Source organism: Fictibacillus nanhaiensis (assembly GCF_042686385.1).
Classification (GTDB): Bacteria; Bacillota; Bacilli; order Bacillales; family Fictibacillaceae; genus Fictibacillus; species Fictibacillus nanhaiensis.
Window position 1 is genome coordinate 2,604,754 of sequence record NZ_JBHUPF010000006.1, and the last position, 19,198, is coordinate 2,623,951.

The window sequence follows — 19,198 nt, forward strand, 5'->3', positions numbered from 1 at the left end:
CTATGTTATCACAATTTTTTACTCATAATGACAATTTCTGACTCATTTTTGAAAAATAGTACCTTATCCGCATAAATACGTTGAGGTAGCGAAAACTAAACCAAATTATTGCGAATCGGGATGATGTTCATCATGACTTTCTTTAAAAAGCCAAGAAAATTGCTAGAACAAAAAAACACCAGTAATGAAGATAAAATCCAAGAGTCTAGTCCATCCTCTCAAACAGATTCTGTTAATACCTCTCACTCTCTGCAGGATGCGAATAGTAAACAAAATCAATCGATCGATGATCTGCTAAAAGACATTGAAAAAAGCTTTTCTTCTTCAGAAGATTTGATGACTCATTGGATTGAAATGCCTGCTGATAAAAGCAGAGTGGCATTGATTTTCTTAAACTCTATTATTGATAAACAGAAACTTCAGGATTTGATCTTGAATCCTCTATTTGAACTGGACAAAGATATTGATCTTCATACTTTCGAAAAAGTCATCAATATTGACTTTAAACAGCAAACAGATTTTTCAAAGATTCAAGAGTTAATCTTACAATCTTATACATTGATCTTTACGAAAGACACAACCTGTTATTATTCAGTATTCACTCCTGTTAAAACAGAACGCGATATTAAAGAACCGGATAACGAGGCCGTTATTCGTGGATCTCATGAAGGATTTATTGAGAGCATGTCAACGAATATAGCGCTCATTCGAAAGCGACTCAAAAGTCCTAAGCTAGTTGTAAAGTATTTACAAGTTGGTAAAGAGACTCACACAAATGTTGCGATGCTTTACATGTCAGATATTGCTAACCCAGATGTACTTCATGAAGTTGAAAGGAGAATAAAAGCTATTGAAGCAGATTCTGTTATGACTCCAGGTAATATCGAGGAGAGTATTGAAGATAAAACATTTAGTCTATTTCCGCAAACGTTGAGTACAGAACGACCTGACCGTGTAGCTGCTAACCTGATGGAAGGAAGAGTAGCACTATTATACGACAGCTCACCTACCGTAAACCTAGCACCCGTCAACTTTTTTGTGTTCTATCAAACACCAGATGATTACAACAAACGTTGGATGTTAGGTAGCTTTTATAGAATGATCAGGTTGTTTAGCTTCTACATTGCGATTGGTCTGCCAGCTTTTTATATTGCAATCGTTTCTTTTCATTTCGAGGTTATCCCATCCGCTCTCATACTCTTGATGAAAAGTTCACTTGAAAATATTCCATACCCTCCACTTTTTGAGGCATTAGTGATGGAACTTACGATCGAGTTAATCCGTGAAGCCGCTATTCGTTTACCTACTAGAATCGGTTCCACGATCGCTATCGTTGGTGGTTTGGTAATCGGAGATGCGGTTGTAAAAGCAGGACTCATTTCAAACCTAATGATCATCGTTGTTGCGACGACAGCGATTGCTGCTTATACAGTACCTTCTAATGAGATGAGTTTGGCAGTTCGTTTATTGCGTTTTCCATTCATGGTAGCTGCTGCGACATTCGGTTTCTTAGGAATCGTATTCGGATTGATTCTCATGTTCTTTCATCTCTGCCGTTTATATTCATTTGGCACACCCTATTTTGCACCGCTTGCACCGTTTAAAATTGGAGATTTAAAAGATACGATCATTCGATTACCTTTTTTCAAGATGAACTCTCGACCGAGTGATATCACGCCAATTAAAAAAGATGAAGATAATCATACAAGAAAGTGGGATAAGTCATGAATAACAGCCACACGATTACTCATAGACAGCTGTTCTTTATTATCGTTCAATCCCAAATTGGAGTTGGTGTCCTGTCTCTTCCTTATACGTTATTTGCAAAAGCCAAAACAGACGGTTGGATGTCACTATTATTAGCAGGACTCTTTATTCAGATCTCCATACTTGCGATTTGGAAGCTTTGTGAGATGTATCCTAAGCAGACGATCTTTGATTTTATGCCTAAGATTGTTGGAACAAAATTAGGAGTCATTCTAAATACGTTATTCGTTCTTCACTTGTTCTCTGTTTGTGTAGTACTTCTCATCCTGTATAACAGCATTGTATCTAAATGGATTTTCTTTCAGACTCCACGTTTAGTCGTAATATCCATATTAGCTTTTACGTGCGTCTATTGTATTACATGTACGGCTCGAGAGATCGCCAGGTTTTTGATGTTAGTATCACCTTTACTTCTTGTGCTGTTTATCTTTGTTGCCTATGCCTATACGGATGTTCATCTTCTTTATGCTTTTCCAGTTGGAGCAACGGGCATCAAAACCATCCTTTCAGGGTCTACAGATGCATTAATCTCTTTACTAGGTTTTGATACAGCACTTGTATTTTTAGCTTATACGCAAGGAAAATCAAACAGTAAATTGAAAGTCATATCGTATGCTTCACTATGTGTCACCCTTTTTTATTGCTTTGTGACATTCACAACATATATTTTTTTTAATCCTGTTGAAATTGTAATTGTCCCAGAGCCAGTGCTTTATATGTTAAAAGCTTTTTCATTCAAAATCCTGGAGAGAACAGACCTTATCTTCTTATCCATATGGATCGTGTTTGTTACAACATCTCTTATTAGTTATCTGTTCTTTACGGCAAAAGGCGTACAGTCGCTATTTAAACTAAAACATCATAAAACAGCTGCACCTTATGTAGGAGTTATTTGTGCATTGATCGCTTCAATTCCAGCAAGTAAAATAGATGTTCAACTGTGGTCAAAACTGATCGGGATGTCAGCATTGTGCTGTTCTGCACTCTTTCCCATCTTCTTGTTGCTGATTGCCGTAATCCGAAAGAAGAAAGAAAAAGGAGCGGTTTCCACATGAGGAAAGCTACATTACTTTCTCTTTTTTCTAGCCTTTTCTTATTAAGTGGATGTTGGGATCAAACACAGCTAAATGAAACAAAACTAGTCAGAGCGGCAGGATTCGATTATATAAAGAACGGAAAAATAAAAAACACAGCATCTGTTCCTCAATCTATCAATACTGAAGCAGGAGGAGTAGGACAAGTGAATAATCAGGTTTTCTACGCTGTAGGCAACACGGCTCGACAAAGTAGAATTAAACTTGACCGAAAAATATCTGAGCAAGTGGATGCTTCCAAAAATTTAATTGTCATTTTAGGAGAAAATGCTGCTGAACACGACATCTATCATATTTTAGATGTTTTCTATCGTGACCCTAAATCCGCTCTTAACGCACGAATCGCCGTAGCAAAAGGGAAAGCATCTGATGTGATCAGTTCCAAATTTGAGGAAACAGAAACAACGGTTGGTATAGGTCAATATCTAAATGAATCTGTGAGGTCAGCAGAGAAGGCTTCTATTGTTCCAACAGAAAATATTCAAACGATTTGTCCTGTCATGTTTGATCCCGGTCAAGATTTTGGTCTGCCTTATCTCGTTCCAGAAAAGAATGATGTATCTGTTAATGGGATTGCCATTTTTCATGGTTATAAGATGGTCGGCAAGATTTATGGGGCTCAAGGGGTCATGTATACATTGCTAACAGGAAAACAAAAGCATCTATCCATGTCATTAACGAAAAAAATCACAGACAAACACAAAGACAGAATTTTAAATTATGTTTCAATAAAAGTGAAAAAGAACAAACGAACGTTCAACGTGAATGTTTCTCCAGATGATAAAATATCTGCTCACATTAAACTAGATATGAAAGTTGTAATTACTGAATACCCAAGGGATAACCTTACTACGAAAAAGAAAATCCAAAACATTGAAAAAGCATTATCGAAGAGACTGACAAAGGATGCAAATACCATCCTCCATGATTTGCAAGACATGAACAGCGACGCTTTTGGTGTAGGTAGAAAATTAATCGCGTTTCATAATCCAACGTGGAAAAAGTTAGATTGGAACAAAGAGTATCCGAATATTGATTATACCGCTTCAGTGAATGTGAAAGTTATTGGTCATGGTATTATCGAATAAAAAAAGATGCAAGGCGTAATTGCCTTGCATCTTTTTTTACAACTGATCTAATCTGACACGAGTTCCTCTGCCTGAGTGCTCCGCTGGTTCTACGATCAATCGTTTCGTTAATCTTGCTTTTAATTCTGGTACGTGGGATATTACGCCGATTGAAAAGTTTTCCATTCTGACTTTTTCAAGTGCGGTTACAACTGTATCTAACAACTCTTGATCCAGTGTGCCGAATCCTTCGTCTAGGAAAAAAAACTGAAGAGGAAATCTCCCTCTTAGCTGGATTTGAGCAGAAAGCGAGAGAGCGAGTGCAAGTGATGTTAAGAATGTCTCTCCACCAGATAAAGAGGTGACGGGACGTTTGATTCCACCGTTTGCATCATCCCGTATAACAAATCCACCTGCTGAATCGACTTCGATCGCATAACGTCCACGAGTAAGTTTAGCGAGCCTCCCTGACGCATCACGTGTTACAAGATGAAGCTGTTCTTCTGCCATAAATTCAACAAAAGCATTACCACGGAATACAGCCTGAAGTTTACCTAGTTTCTCTAGTACGTTTGAAACTTTATTTCGTTCCTTCTCCAGTTCGTTGTAACGTGTGTGATTTTTCTCGATCATCATATACCTTTGTCGCGCTTCTCCAACAGCCTCATGCGTATGATTCATATCTTGCTTGAGACTTCTCAGCTGGTTTTTGGCAGATTCAACATGTTGATCTGAAAGAATCTCCTTAGGAAGCTTTTCTTTTATCGCTTCTAAAGCCATAGCATTTGATTTACACCGATCATGGTAATCCACTAACTGCTTTTCCCATTCCAACTGCACGTTCTCATCTTTTAAACAGCTTTCAAAGTCTTCGTATGATTGGAAATCAGACTTACTCAACCGTTTGTTCCATTCTTGTTTTGCTTTTTCTAACCTTGCTTCAGCATCGTTCATTCGTTGAACAGCAGCATGATATACTTTATCACTTTCGACATACTGCTTTTTAGCATCTTCATACTCCCGTTCTGAGCGAACGAATGCTGTCTTCATCTTCTGCAACTCATCTTGAACTTCTTCAAGAACTCGTTGAACCTTTTCATCGCCTACTCTGTCGTACAGCTTTTCTTTTAAACTTTGAATTTCTTTTTGAAGCATTTCTAGCTGGTTAGAAGAGACCGATATTTTCATTTTCAAATCAGATTTTTGCTCTTTGGCCGAATCCATTTTTTTCGTTTGTGTTTCTAGAAATTCTTCTGCAATCGTTAAACTTTTTACGATTTCAGCTTGGCGACTTTCTTTTTGTTGAAAAAGTTCTAGCTTCTCACTTATTTCCTCTTGCGAAAAAGGGATTTCCCCTTGCTTCCATTCCAAATGAATTTGATCCATTTTTTTTGTTATCAAACCAAGCTGTTGTTTTAACTTATTCGTTGTCTCTTCCTTATTTTCAACAGAAATTGATATTCGTTCAAATTGTTTTTGATCTTCCTCTAATTTTGACAATAAATTTTGCATTTGCTCTTCAATAAGGAGCTTATCTTGTTGTATACCTTTTACTCTCGTTATATGGTCGTTAAGTTGGTCCAGAGAGAACGAGCTGATTGTTTCTTTCTCCACTGTAATCGTACTTTGATCTGATGCTGCGATTTCAGCTTCAGCGAGATTTAGTTTTTCCCAAAGCCTTTGGGAATCCTTTTCAAGTCCTTCACTAAGATGTTTGAGCACATGATAGTGTTCTTTCAAACGTTCATGATCTTCTTCTAGTTCTTGAATACGCCCGCTTTCATGTTCAATCGTTTCATGCGTTGTGTTCGGTGAAGGATGGGTAGTTGAACCACAAACCGAGCACGGTTCGTTCTCTTTTAATTCTGCAGAAAGCTGTGCTGCCAATTGGTTGATCCTTATTTTTTCTTGTTCGTTTTTCCATTCAATCCGTTTATCCAATAGAGCCTTTGAGATCTTTTCATTTGAGCGCAGCGCATCAGAAACTTCTTCATACATTTGTTGAATATGGTGCTGCAGTTTTTTTCCTGCATCAAAAGTGTCAGATACTCTTGAACTGATCTGTTTTCTTATTATTTCTTCAGCATTCATCTCAGTCTCTGATTTAGAGATTTCTTTTTGAATCTCTTTCTCTTCTTCTTGAACATCTTCTAAGCGTTGATTCAGTAAGATCGCTTTTTGAAACAGATTGCGATCTTTTTGAGTGATTTCAATTTGAGATAATTCTTTCTTTAGGGCAGATTGTTTATCTTTCCCGCGTTTAAGTATTTGCGCTGCTTCAAACTCTGCTTTTTCGCATTCTTCGTACGATGTGATTAACTGTTTATGTCTTTCCATTTCGGTTTGCAAAATCTGATTTTTTTTATCCAGATCTTTTTCCCATAGAACCGCTTCTTTTAAGCCACTTCTTTTTTCAATAAGAACAGGTTCTTCTTGATTGATCGCTTTCTTGGCTATTTCATATTTCTCCTCAAGCTCGTCAAGAATGGTTTTAAGCTGTACAGTTTGTTTCTTTAATTGCTCTTGCTCTTCGCGGATTTTTTTCTCTTCTGTGAGTGACTGCTTCCATTCGTTCGCGTAAGGATAAATCTTATCTGCAAAAATAGCTTTTCTTAAATCCCCTTGAAGACGTTCCATAGAAGTTTCTTGTTTTTGCAGTTCGTTTCTTTCTTCGATTAGCCTTTCATTTTGAACTTGAGCATCCCAGAACACCTCAAGGATTTTGAGATTCTCTTCTTCTTCTTTGTATTGTTTTGATAGAAGCTCTAACTTTTTTTCATTTTCTTTTAAGTGAACAGATGCCTGTTCCAATGTTTCTAAAGAAGCTTCACCTAATCCTGTTTGCTCTGCTGTAATTTCGTTCAGACGGTTTTTTTGTTCATCTGACCGCTTCTTTAGCTTTTGATTTAATTGATCTCCGTACTTTTCTAGTTGAAACAGACGTTGCAGCATCTGCCTTCGATCAGCACCTTTAAGAGATAAAAATTCAGCAAACTTACCCTGAGGCAGTACGACTGCCCGCGTAAAATCATCAATTGTTAGTCCGATCAGCTCTTGAACATGACGAGTGACATCCCGTTCTTTGTCGGCATGAACGATAGATTCATGATCTACCACTTCAATTAATCGACAAGTACTTGTCCGGATGGAATGTTCGCCACTTCGTTTAAAGATTCGTTCCACGCTGTATTCTTTTTGCTGAGTACCTTCACCTATTTGAAAAGTAAACGAAACAGACAGTTTATCTTCTGCCTGATTCATGATTCCATGTGTTCCACCAGCCGCTCGTTCTACCTTTCCGTATAAAGCGAGTGTCACAGCGTCTAGAATCGTGGATTTCCCGCTTCCAGTCGGTCCAAATATACCGAAGACACCACCAGAGCAAAGCTCATGAAAAGGAACGGATTGCGCTTCTCGAAAACTTTGCAAACCTGAAACGGTTAATGCTATAGGTCTCATTCTCGTTCCTCTCCTTCTGTTCCCTCTTCTCCAACAAGATCAAGAAATAACGAGATCAACTCTTCGTCTGGAACCGCTCCCCCAGTCTGTCGCTTATAAAACGTTGTAAACAGTTCATCAACAGGTAGTTTTTGTGCAGATACAGTGACTTGGTCTCCAGACTTTTCTTGAAATACAGGTTTGATATGAACAATTCCATCATGTGCTTTTCTGAGCTGCTGAATTTGTTCCATAGACAGTGCATCTTGTACATGTATGGATAGATCAATCCAGCAATTCTGATGCAAACCATCTTGAATTCCATGAATGACCTCCTGGACTCCATCTTTTGCTTCCCATGCTACTAGTGGCTTTCCGGAACGTAAATACACCTCTTCAACTTCTGCAGTTCCGTTTGGTTCAACGTCAATGATGAACACAGATTTTGCTTGTCCACTTTCTGAAAAACTATAGGATAGAGGAGAACCTGAATATCTTGCATCTGTTTTGGCTCGTTTAATTTTTTGCGGACGATGCAGATGACCTAATGCAACGTATTGAGCTGCACTCGGAAGACTTTCTGCAGCTACCGTATACGCACCACCAATGTGAACAGGTCGTTCAGAATCGGTTTCCTTGCTTCCTGCAACATAAAGATGACTCATCGCAACATGCACGTTTCCTGGCGTAAAGTGAGAGGTGATCTGCTTAAAATACGAGTTCACCCAATCATCATATTGAGTTCTAACATCTAATTCTTCAGCAGATTCACTCAAGAGTACTTTTAGTCTTGATTCAGAAGGATACGGCAGAGCAGCGATTTCTAAGATCTCTCCCGTTCTCTTAATCGGAACACGCTGAAGTTCAAGCGTTGGCAGTCCTACAAGCGTGATGCCTAGCTCTCTTAAAAGGGGAAAAGAGGCTGCTAGCCTTTCAGGATGATCATGATTCCCAGCAATCGCGATGAACGGACATTCTCCGTTTCTATTAATTCGTGACAGTGCATCATAAAACATTTGCTCTGCCGCAGCTGGAGGGTTTACCGTATCAAATACATCTCCTGCCATCAGAACAGCATCTATTTTTTCCCGTCGTACGATTTCAACAAGTTCGTCCAAAAATTCTTGTTGTTCATGAAGTCTGCTGCGTCCTTCTAATGAACGCCCAAGATGCCAGTCGGCTGTATGAAGTAGTCGCATCGTATCCCTCCTTATCTCACATGAAGAATGTGTCCCCCATCAAAAAAGTAAAGATAACTTTCTTTAACAGGCTTCTTTAATATTCTTTCAATAGCTTTAGCGTACAAATTCAGCTGAAGTTCGTATCGTTTGTACAGGATATCCTTTGCTCCTGTATAACCGTTTGTAAAGCGGTGCGTGATTTTGTCTGTTTTATAATCTATCAATATAAATCCGTCTTCCTCTTCGATCAGACAGTCAATAACACCTTGTACAAGAACATGTTCATCTTCGCCTGACCAATCTCTTTGAATCTCTGATATCGGGAGTGCCATACTAAACGGCATTTCTCTTTTCAAGTTCTCGGTCTTCATTCTCTTGCCGAGTGGCCCTTCCATGAACTTCTGAACTTGAGGAAGCTCTATATATTGAGCTTGTTCTCTTGTAAGTAACTCTTTCGTTTCCATTTCTGCAAGCTGATCCTGTAGAGATTCAATTGTACTTGGTTTTCTAAAATCAACATGCTGCATGACCATATGCATGGCTGTACCCACTTCAGCTGCATTCAACTGCTCTTCTTGCATAAATTTCGGCCGCTCATGTATAACTTGTTGGGCAGCTTTAACTAATTCGGTAGAACTGTACTCATCTGCTTGATATTGTTTTTTGATCTCTGTAACTGACTGTTTGGAACGGGTATATGTGGATTGTTTATGTGTATAACACCATTCTAGACGACGTTTCACTTCATCAAAGTCATCTGAAGCAACATTCACTCTTTCAAAGTTCTCTAACTGTTTCAGCAATTCTTCTTGCTTATCTTTCTCTTCCACTTCTAACTCTTCATATTGACTCGCTGGAAGAACCTCAATCTTCCAGTCTGTTTCATCTATATAGACTTCACCTCTTCCTCTTTCACCTGTTCCGAGTAGCGATAAAAGAGGCGCTGCATTCTTATGCCGGATGACAGCTCTTCCGATCCAATCAAGATAACTCTTTACTCCAGCTCTTTCAAAGTCTGGTAGAATCCAGTTTTCTTCATAAAGAGAATCCCTCCACGCATCCACAGATTTTTCAATGTCATTAACTGTGCCGACTAAATACAGTTTTTCTTTAGCACGTGTAAGCGCGACATATAGTACTCGCATCTCTTCTGCGATTAATTCCATTTTCTTTCTTCCGGCGATCGCAAGCTTCGGCAGTGTCGGATAGGCAACGCGGTATTCTGGATTTATATATTGAGTCCCCAGTCCAAGCTCTTTATGAAGCAACACTTTTTCGTTTAAATCTCTTGTATTGAACTGTTTGTTAATACCTCCAACGAATACGATAGGAAATTCTAGACCTTTACTTTTATGAATCGTCATAACACGAACAACATCTTCTTGTTCACCTAAAGCTCTTGCAGCTCCTAAATCTTTTCCACGCTCCTGCATTCTTTCAATAAATCGAAGAAAACGGAAAAGCCCTCGAAAAGATGTACTTTCATACATTTTCGCACGATCATATAGTGCTCTTAAGTTTGCTTGCCGCTGTTTTCCACCAGTTAATCCGCCTACATAATCAAAATATCCAGTTTCTCGGTAGATGTCCCAGATCAGATCAGAAAGAGAACCTTGACGTGCTTGATGACGCCACTTTTCCAGCTGCTCTAAAAACATAGAGACCTTCTCTTGAATCCGAGCGTTTTCTCCTTCTGTACGATACAGTTCTACGGCTCCCAAATAATGATCTTGTTTTTGTTTCAATCTGATCACTGCAAGTTCTTCACCTGTCATCCCGACTAGCGGCGAACGTAGAACAGCCGCAAGCGGTATGTCTTGCAGTGGATTATCGATCACTTTTAACAGTGACATCATGACATGAATCTCCGTCGCATCAAAATAACCAGTTGAGAGTTCAGCATACGCTGGTATCCCTTGCTGTTTAAACTCTTCTAATATGACCGGTGCCCATACGGAGGTTGCCCGGAACAACATGACGATGTCTTTGTATTTTGCAGGACGCAATTTTTTCGTATGCTTATCAAGAACGAGATGAGGAGAATTCCCCGTTGTTCCAACGATTTGTTTTATTTTTTCAGCTATAACTCTTGCCTCTAACTGGACGGTTTCAAGCTCAGATTTTTCTACTTCTCCATTCTCAAGACCTTCTTCATCTGTTACAGGCTGACTTTTATTAATAAGAAGAAGTTCTGGTTCATTTCCCTCTTGCTCAGGATAATAAGTGGCACCAAGCTTTAGTTCAGCATCATCGCTGTACTCAATTTCACCTACTGTTTCGTTCATGATCTGTCTGAACAAATAGTTTGTAGCTTGCAAGATTCCGTTTCGACTTCTAAAGTTTTTGGCAAGGTCAATTCGTAACCCCTTGCCGCCTTCTTTCGTAAACTGTTTGTACTTAGATAGAAAAAGAAGTGGTTCTGCAAGTCTGAATCGGTAGATGGATTGCTTTACATCACCTACCATGAACATGTTTCCTGCTTCCCCATCCTTAGAAACTAAGCGAACAATGGATTCTTGAACAAAATTCGTATCTTGATATTCGTCAACTAGCACCTCTACAAATCTTTCACGGTACTCTAACGCCGCATCTGATGGAACGGGCACATCCATCGTTGACCCTTCACCTTTCAAAACTCCAAGGCAATAATGTTCAAGATCTCCAAAATCAACAAGAGATTTTTCTTGTTTGGCTGCTAGATAGCGTTCCCCAAATTTTTTCACTAAGGAAGAAAGTTCCTTAACAACAGGAGCCATCTCTTCGATATGAACGATATACGAATCAGGATGTCTTTCAAAATACTCTTCTTTTAATGCACCTGTCCGTTTTTTAATGTTGTCTCTCATGGCTTTTACTTTATTTTTCAATTCTTCATCTACATCTTTGCCACGAATTGCTTTTAACTTCGGCGGCTCATAGGCTTGAAATTCCTCATAAAGCTCACTCCAGCTATTCTTCGCACGAAGTAATCGTTCGATAAAGACGAGATCTTCATGAAGTGTTTCTGCGTATGCAAGAGGTCCTCCTGGATGCTCACTCAGCTCGATTGCTCGTAAAGCCAACGAACGAACGCCTTCTATCTGTATTGATATATCGAACAAAAGCTCTTTCGTCCAAGGAAGATCGTCAATGGTTGCAGCTTGGACCTGATACGTTTCTGCCATCTGATCTAGCCAGCCGTTCGGATCAGGATGACTTCGAGAAAAATCATAGAGAGATAAGATGAGTTTTTGAAGTTCCATATCATTTCGGTCAGAACTATAAGCATCGACCACTTGGTAAAAAATATGGTCTTCTCCCTTGCTGTACTCTTCTTCAAATAAATCTTCTATCACTTCTTGGCGAATAAGTTCTGCTTCAGTTTCTTCTGCCACACGAAATCCTGGATCGAGGTCCGTTTCAAAATAATGTTTACGAAGCACCTCTATACAAAAAGAATGAAGAGTAGAGATCGATGCTTTGTTTAACAAGTTAAGCTGTCTTCTTAAGTGAAGAGATGAAGGATTTAAAGACAGCTCTTTTTCAATCGCTTCTCCTATCCTTTTTCTCATTTCAGCAGCTGCAGCATTTGTGAATGTAACGATAAGCAAACGGTCTACATCCGCAATCTTTTCACGAATCATCGTGATGATCCGCTCGACAAGGACAGCTGTTTTACCTGATCCAGCTGCTGCAGCAACGAGAACATTTTCTCCTCTGGCCTGAATAGCTTGCCACTGCTCGTCTGTCCATGTTGCACCTTCTGGTTTTGGGATTAAAGTCTTCAATTGACCTTTCCTCCTTCCTCATGCATTTTCTCTAGAATAACATCATCTTTCTCAGAACGAAGTTGACGGTATTGGTTCTCTTCAAGGGTTTGATCAAACTGACAAACAGGTTTATACGAACAGAACGTACATGGTGTTTTTTTCTTCATCTCATATGGAGAGATATCGATCACTCCGTTTGTAATTCCTTCTCCACTCCTTACAGCCATCTTTCGAACATGATTACGCATCGTGTTAAACTGCTCACTTGAGGCGATTGAGGAATGTGACTTATGAAATCCTTTTTGAGTTAGAGCGACAGGAATGATAGAAGAACGCTTTTCCATGGTACTATCCATAAGTTGAACGGCTTCTTCTTCTGCAAGAACTAAACCTTTCATCTTAAATTTCTTTAACACTTCTTTTTCGATTTCTTCCACACTAAGCAGTTTCTTTTGATTTAAAAGCGGGTTGTGAACATGAAAGTACAGAACCCCTGCCGGAACGGACTCTTCACCTAACCAGCTTTGTGAATGTGTGACCGCAACATCTAGATAGGTCAGCATCTGCAGAGCAATGCCGTGATATAACTCTGCCAAGTTGAGTCCAGTTGAGCTGGATTTATAGTCAATCACGCGCATGAGAAGTCCTTTTGAACTTTTGGCTGTATCCACACGATCGATACGTCCGATGACTTCCATCGTCGTGCCGTTCGGTAATGTATAGGTTAATGGTGGCAATGTTGCACCAGAAGCAAATGCTAATTCAAGACCTGCAGGTGAGAACCCGCTTGCCTTTGCGTGCTGACTTAATATGTGTGAAGCCTTTCCAACTACTTCTTTTAACTTCTTCTTAATATAAAGATGTCTGTTGGAACTTAACAGAATTTCATGCTGAAGCTGTGGTGCCAAAAGTTCAACAATATCTCCTGCTAAACGATAACAATCTCCCTTAGAAAGATCACTCCAGGCCACGCTTCTTTGTTGTAATGAATCATTCATCTGTTTTAACGCAGCATGAAAAAGTTGTCCGATATCAGGAGCTTCTAGCTTGTACGTTTGTCGTTCTTTTAGCTTAAGCCCGTAGGACATGAACTGAGAGAATGGACATGACTGAAAAAGCTCCATCCTCGAGATGCTCGTTAAGATCTTATCGCCATAAAGTTCTTTGGATACAGATGAGCTGAGTGGTGCTTCTCGATTGTAATAAAAAAGAGAAGAAAGAGCTCGCTTTGCATAGAGATCATACTCGTTGTCTTCAATCATCCAATTGTATACATCCCACCAGATAGAGGAGATCGGATATCCCTTTTTCCATTCGCGGAGCTGAGCACTTAAAAAAGAGATACTTTTTATCGGATGCTGTACAAAATCCTTATCATTTTGTGAAGCGGGTTCGTTTTGATAAAGCTCTTCCTTCAAATCAGGGAAAAGGTCATGCAATCTCTGTATGACCATGGAAGGCTGCAACGTTTTTCCTTCCTCATCTGCTAGTGCATACGAAACAAACAAATGGTCACTTCCATTCGTTAGTGCGAGATAGATCATAAACTGTTCATCTAGCAGCTTTCTGCGAGCAGTCGGTGCTAGCACTACACCGTTTCTTTCAAGAGCTTCCCTTTCATCTTCTGAAAGTAATCCATCGTCTTTTGGTTTTAACGGAATAATTCCATCGTTTACACCGAGAACAAAATTTACCTTTACGTCCGTGAAACGAGACCTTTCCATCGTTCCTACTAACACTTGATCGAGAGAAGGAGGAACAAGAGCGAACTTAAGACTTTCAAGCCCTGTTTCAAGCATTTGCATCCACGTTTCTTTTGAAAGTTCTTCCTCACCAGTCAACTCTACCATTTCATCTAAAAGCCCTAACACCGCATTCCAAACTTGTCCATGTTCAGATGCTGCTCGTAGTTTCCCTGCGGATTCGGCATGAATTCTTAAGCGTTCAAGTTTCATCGGCACATTGAGGTCTTCAAGAAACTGATAAAGACTTTTACAATATTGAATGATGCTTTTACTGTTTGATAGGTTTTTAGAAAGACGACTCAATGGGGATACAATGATATCTCGCATATCGTTTATCAATTGTTCCTTTTCATCATCACGGGTTGTCTTTCCAAAATCTTCTGATTCGAACCCTCTAAACCTTTTATATTTCCAAGGTTTAGGATCTGTCCACCTGTTTCCTTGAATACCGAGTGCTAACACATAATTTTCGAGTTCATCCATACAACGTCTCATCTCAGAAGTTGTTTTTCTTATCTCGTCAAGCGGATAGAGCATATCTGTTTTAACCGCTCGAAAAACAGATTCATAGCGCCAATTCTTTAAGACAATATCTAATGATGAACGTATGAGCTCGATCAAAGGATGGTGAAGCATAGATTTTTTTTGATCCAGAAAAACAGGTATCTCATAATCTGTAAACACCGTTTCGATCAGTGTTTGATAACTACCCGAATTACGTACGGTGACAGCGATATCGCGATATCGATATCCTTTGTCACGAACGAGTTCTGTGATTTTCCTTGCTGCTCCCTCAACTTCAGAACGAATATTAACTGCAGCCGCTACTCCAACACCTTCATGATTGTGAGAAGGTATAGCAGGTCTTTGATCATACTGTTCTTCGATGTGAGCGATAGCACTTGAATGAAACTTTGGCTTCTCATGAAGATAGATCGGCTCCTCAACGAACACACCGAGTTCTTTCGCCAGTGTTGTTAGTGACTTTATCGTTTTTTTAGTCATATTAAACAAATCTAATTCATGAGGTTCTGAGCCTGAATTAAAGAATTCATCTGTCGTAAGTGCAATGGTTACTTTTTTGGCATGTGCCATTAATCCAGCCGCAACTTCTAGTTCTTGAGGAGTAAAAGAATGAAATCCATCTATGTAAATTTCACTTTCCTTGATGCTCTCTGATAAAGGAATCTTTGCTTGGAGCAGACGTAAGTAATCTTCTGAATCAATATACTTTCCAATTAGTGCTTCGTCTAAGGCACTTGAAAGGACACTCAGATCTGATAGTTTGTCCTTAAGCACTTTTTTGTTATTTTCTTTTTGTCCAAGAGAAAGCAGTGTTTCGGCATTCCACGAAAGGTCGTCTGCAGAAACACAATACCGTTTAAGTTCTGTAGTCATTAACTCGAGCAGCTCGTAAAAACCGCTTTGTTCTGAAGCTTTTCGGAAGATTTTAAGGTCCTCTTTTTTATGCTCAACAATTTTTCGCAGCATCATTCTTATTCCGGTAGAACTGATGTGCATTCTTGTCAGACCACCAGTCTCACCAAGAATACGCCAAGCAAGCCTTGAGAAACTAAACACTTGTGCACGCATCATTCCGGAAAGACCAGGTGTTGAAGCTAGCTTATACTCCGATTGAAAAGTCATCTGATCGGGTACAAGATAGATGATCGGATTGCCTGAAGGACATTCTGTAAGTTCTTTTTGAATCTCCTTAAATACAGAGTGGGACTTTCCGCTGCCGGATCGTCCCAAAATAAATTGCAAACTCATTTTTTGTTCATCCCCTGTTCCGCACTTGAATTCTAACTCTATTATCTCATAATCTATTAGGACATCAAAGGCTCCTCCCCTGAAAAACAAGCACTTCTCCCTGGTAGTTATAGGATAGATATTGAAAACGGAGCATTCTCGAATAAAAGTTACACCTTACCTACATGATAGATACCATATAGAAAAGAAAAAGGAAAACCGCTACATCGTTAGCTGATTTTCCTGTTCTCTGACGATATCCAGTTCACATGCATTTCTTCCTGCTGCTTTTGCTTCATATAATAATACATCAGCTCTTTGGATAATCTGTGAAGGCTTTTCACCTTCTACATAACTCGCAATCCCGTAGCTAAGTGTGACAGGTAACGCTCCATCACTTGACATATAAGGATAGGTCTCTAAATGTTTATTGATTTTTTCGATCGTATTTTTTACTTCTGTACGGCATGTCGTATGGAGAATCCAGGCAAACTCTTCTCCTCCATATCGATAACTTTCTCCTTCTTTTAGAGAGATAAAACGTTTAAACGTAGCTCCAACAAGCTTAAGCACTTCATCACCTATCAGATGACCGTGAAGATCGTTGAACTTTTTAAATCGATCAATATCACATAACACAAGTGTAAAAGGCTTACCTTGTTTTGTTTTTTCTAAGACGTCTTCTTGAAATTTCCGGTGATTCAATAAACCCGTCAAATAGTCTTGTTCAGATTGAAGCTGATACATATTCTTCTCAAAATAATATTGTCGTTCTTTAGAAGCGATCACTCCTCCATAAAAAGCGATCAACCATAAGAAGATGCTTTTCATGAAAAATTCAAAAGAAGAAAGAGTGTTCATGTACCCACTATCTCTTATGAAAAAGTAAGTAAGGATGATAAAACTCGCTGTTCCTACTATAAGGGCGCCTCTTAACCTCCAATATAGAGCGGCATGAATAACGATTAAATATCCTACAGAAACAAACGGGCTGTCAGCTCCGCCAGTTAGCTGCATCAACCACGCATAAGCGAGGCAATCAAAAATAATTCCACCTCTAGTAAAAACGCGGTAATACAGTGACGTTTCAGGCATTCGATGTAAAACAATTTGCGTGGAGGTCATATATACGATCCCTATTAGGAAGAGGATCGGAAATGTATCTGTTTCGAATTTAAGCACGCTCGAAATAGGTGGATAATAAAAAACAGGTAAACAAAGTACTAAAAAGAACCACCGTAATAAAGAAGATATCGTTTCAGAACGGTGCTCAGTAATCGTAAATGAATCTTTCATGCGAGTCATCTTCCTTTGCATAATACGATCTGTGAAACACAGAAAGGCCCTTGTTTCATATTGTTCAAATGAATGATTTATTCTCACTTCTTGATCTTTTATTGGTATACATTCGCTCATCTACAAGTTGAAGGTAATAATCTATGTTCTCACATGCATCTGCAAGTAATTCTATTGTGCCATATGCTAATGAAATGGATTCATTCCATACGATGAGCTGACTCTCTAACTTTTCAATTAGGATGTATGCTTCATCTTCTGTTATCCCTGGCAAAAGAAAAACAAATTCATCTCCTCCAAATCTAAATCCAGAGAACAATTTTAACCGTTTAGAAAGTTCTGCAATCTGCTGAAGGATTTCATCACCCGCGTGGTGTCCTAGCTCGTCATTAATCAATTTAAAGTTATTGATATCAAACATGACAAGTGTAAGAGGAAGTTTTAAGCTGTGCGCTTTTTTGAGTTCTTTTTCTAAGCAATCATAAAAGTATCTGCGATTATACAGATTCGTTAGTGGATCCCGAATGCTAATCTCCTTAAGATCTTTGAATTGTTGAGAGGAGAAACCACTTAAGAAGCCGGTTACAGCTCGGTGAGATATTCGGTTCCAACGATCTAACATAAACAACTGTATCACTAACGGTTCATTTTTTGTTGCTTTTTTTACTTCAAGTAAAACAGATTCACTGATACTCGTTGTAAAACATGCTAATGCTTGATGAGGAATTCGTTGATGTCTTAAAAAATGAATGCCTGATCGAAACGCTTTTTGTTCTCCTTGCTTTAAAAAAGACTCAAATCGTTCTTCTTCTAGAAACACAGCATGCACGATTGCCCGTAAAAATTTCTCTAATATCTTTTCGTATTGCTCAACAAACCCGTTTAGAAACGTATGAAAGTCTTCATTTTTTCGTAGATGCTCTTTGTGTGTATGTATCATAGCAGGAATAGACTTCATAAATTCTGGCAACAAGTTTTTTTTGAGTGCGCGTAAGTCTAGTTGGAAGTTTTCCATTCTACAACCCCTCAAATTCCTCAAAAATTACATACAAAAAGCCATCACCTAATAAAGGGAATGGCTTCTATTGATGTTCGAGACACTATACTCTCTATGACTGCTTCATTACTAACGTGTGATCAATCCTCTTTCACACAATCGAAAAAGCTTCATAGAAACGGTTGTGTCTAAACAAGAGTCCGTTTCCCTTTGGCAACCGGCTACCATTGCATGTTCAACATACTTTAGGCCCATAGCTTTGCGTCCCAGCTTTTCAACTGGTTTGCCCTTAATAACAAAGGTTTCTATTGATTTATAGTTATTATATCCTACTTAGGTAGTTTGTGCCAATCATTTTAATGAGTCATTAGACCTATTATTTACTACCTTTTTTTTTGGATATTTTTAACTTCCTATAGTACCTATACCCTATCCTTACTCCGTTCAAAACAAAATAAGGTATCTTAATCGGAAAATGAAAGAGAGTTTTTTTGTAAATGGTGAAATAAGCCTTTCGAAGATCTTTCCATTTTCTGCACGTTTCGTATCGACTAAAATCAGAAACGTCCACAATAATTCCTCTATTATTAGATATCATCACATTTTTCCCATGCACATCATTCGGAAACAACCCTTTGTCTCTCGCATGCCTGACTGCTTCATCAATATCGTAGATTACACTCTCATGGATTTTTACCCCTTTATGCACACAGTCAAATAGAGTCATGCCTTCAATGCGTTTTAAGATTAAAAAACGCTGTTCCGAATGATAGCAAACAGAAAATCCTGGATGTTTGCCTAATCGATCATATACTTTCTTTTCTTCTACTAGACCATGCTCATCCCTGCCGTAGATCTTTACTACATATTCAGGATGATCAGGATGTGAAAAAACGGCTGCATAGTTTCCACAGCCGAGCATCTTCCAAGGATGTGGGGTATTCACAGGGCAAACCGGATCAAAAGGGCTACGACTTTCAATCAAGATCTCATCGTTCAATTGTCTGGCTAGCCGGATAAAGTGTTCCATAACGTTCCTCAATTCAATTTCTAATCCTTATCATCAACTTATGATTCTGCTATACGTTCATTGTATACAGTTGTTATAAAAA

The 19,198-nt window shown here is 39.0% G+C and carries 10 protein-coding genes and 1 riboswitch; of the genes, 3 read left to right on the forward strand and 7 right to left on the reverse strand.

What is annotated here, in order from left to right:
* Positions 1-132 precede the first annotated feature (132 nt).
* Genes ACFS5O_RS16980 through ACFS5O_RS16990 form a run of 3 tightly spaced genes read left to right on the forward strand, consistent with a single transcriptional unit; the run spans position 133 to position 3,949 of the window.
* Positions 133-1,728 (forward strand): spore germination protein, encoded by a 1,596-nt coding sequence (locus tag ACFS5O_RS16980; RefSeq protein ID WP_205725896.1) that lies wholly within the window; start codon positions 133-135, stop codon positions 1,726-1,728.
* On the forward strand, positions 1,725-2,822 hold the full coding sequence (locus tag ACFS5O_RS16985; RefSeq protein WP_205725895.1) for a GerAB/ArcD/ProY family transporter: 1,098 nt from the start codon (positions 1,725-1,727) through the stop codon (positions 2,820-2,822). Before ACFS5O_RS16980 ends, ACFS5O_RS16985 begins: the two co-directional genes overlap by 4 nt.
* Positions 2,819-3,949 (forward strand): Ger(x)C family spore germination protein, encoded by a 1,131-nt coding sequence (locus ACFS5O_RS16990; RefSeq protein WP_205725894.1) that lies wholly within the window; start codon positions 2,819-2,821, stop codon positions 3,947-3,949. The genes ACFS5O_RS16985 and ACFS5O_RS16990 overlap by 4 nt, the downstream gene beginning before the upstream one ends.
* A gap of 36 nt (positions 3,950-3,985) precedes the next feature.
* On the opposite strand, the gene ACFS5O_RS16995 is transcribed toward ACFS5O_RS16990, so the two are convergent.
* The 7 genes from ACFS5O_RS16995 to ACFS5O_RS17025 all read right to left on the reverse strand — a co-directional run bounded on the left by ACFS5O_RS16995 (position 3,986) and on the right by ACFS5O_RS17025 (position 19,116).
* Positions 3,986-7,387, reverse strand: a complete 3,402-nt coding sequence (locus ACFS5O_RS16995) for an AAA family ATPase (RefSeq protein WP_205725893.1) — start codon at positions 7,385-7,387, stop codon at positions 3,986-3,988.
* Entirely contained in the window at positions 7,384-8,565 is a 1,182-nt protein-coding gene (locus ACFS5O_RS17000) for a metallophosphoesterase family protein (RefSeq protein ID WP_205725892.1), read from the reverse strand. Before ACFS5O_RS17000 ends, ACFS5O_RS16995 begins: the two co-directional genes overlap by 4 nt.
* An 11-nt stretch (positions 8,566-8,576) precedes the next feature.
* A complete protein-coding gene (gene addA / locus ACFS5O_RS17005; RefSeq protein ID WP_205725891.1) occupies positions 8,577-12,314 on the reverse strand; it encodes a helicase-exonuclease AddAB subunit AddA in 3,738 nt (1,245 codons plus the stop codon).
* Positions 12,311-15,814 carry a helicase-exonuclease AddAB subunit AddB gene (gene addB, locus ACFS5O_RS17010; protein WP_205725890.1) on the reverse strand — a complete coding sequence of 1,168 codons (3,504 nt, stop codon included), beginning with the start codon at positions 15,812-15,814 and terminating at the stop codon, positions 12,311-12,313. The genes addA and addB overlap by 4 nt, the downstream gene beginning before the upstream one ends.
* Positions 15,815-16,015: 201 nt before the next feature.
* Positions 16,016-17,089: a GGDEF domain-containing protein gene (locus ACFS5O_RS17015; protein ID WP_205725889.1), complete on the reverse strand. Its 1,074-nt coding sequence runs from the start codon at positions 17,087-17,089 to the stop codon at positions 16,016-16,018.
* Positions 17,090-17,153: 64 nt separating this feature from the next.
* Positions 17,154-18,104 (reverse strand): GGDEF domain-containing protein, encoded by a 951-nt coding sequence (locus tag ACFS5O_RS17020; protein ID WP_205725888.1) that lies wholly within the window; start codon positions 18,102-18,104, stop codon positions 17,154-17,156.
* Positions 18,105-18,295: 191 nt separating this feature from the next.
* A riboswitch (cyclic di-GMP riboswitch) is annotated at positions 18,296-18,384 on the reverse strand.
* A 78-nt stretch (positions 18,385-18,462) separates the two neighbouring features.
* The gene (locus ACFS5O_RS17025) at positions 18,463-19,116 is read right to left on the reverse strand and encodes a serine/threonine protein kinase (protein ID WP_205725887.1); all 654 of its coding nucleotides are present in this window, start codon (positions 19,114-19,116) and stop codon (positions 18,463-18,465) included.
* Positions 19,117-19,198 lie beyond the last annotated feature (82 nt).

Bases quoted from the DNA above. Each gene is read 5' to 3' on its own strand.
- ACFS5O_RS16980 (WP_205725896.1), top strand. From the start codon at position 133: ATGACTTTCTTTAAAAAGCCAAGAAAATTGCTAGAACAAAAAAACACC.
- ACFS5O_RS16985 (WP_205725895.1), top strand. From the start codon at position 1,725: ATGAATAACAGCCACACGATTACTCATAGACAGCTGTTCTTTATTATC.
- ACFS5O_RS16990 (WP_205725894.1), top strand. From the start codon at position 2,819: ATGAGGAAAGCTACATTACTTTCTCTTTTTTCTAGCCTTTTCTTATTA.
- ACFS5O_RS16995 (WP_205725893.1), bottom strand. From the start codon at position 7,387: ATGAGACCTATAGCATTAACCGTTTCAGGTTTGCAAAGTTTTCGAGAA.
- ACFS5O_RS17000 (WP_205725892.1), bottom strand. From the start codon at position 8,565: ATGCGACTACTTCATACAGCCGACTGGCATCTTGGGCGTTCATTAGAA.
- addB (WP_205725890.1), bottom strand. From the start codon at position 15,814: ATGAGTTTGCAATTTATTTTGGGACGATCCGGCAGCGGAAAGTCCCAC.
- ACFS5O_RS17015 (WP_205725889.1), bottom strand. From the start codon at position 17,089: ATGAAAGATTCATTTACGATTACTGAGCACCGTTCTGAAACGATATCT.
- ACFS5O_RS17020 (WP_205725888.1), bottom strand. From the start codon at position 18,104: ATGGAAAACTTCCAACTAGACTTACGCGCACTCAAAAAAAACTTGTTG.
- ACFS5O_RS17025 (WP_205725887.1), bottom strand. From the start codon at position 19,116: ATGGAACACTTTATCCGGCTAGCCAGACAATTGAACGATGAGATCTTG.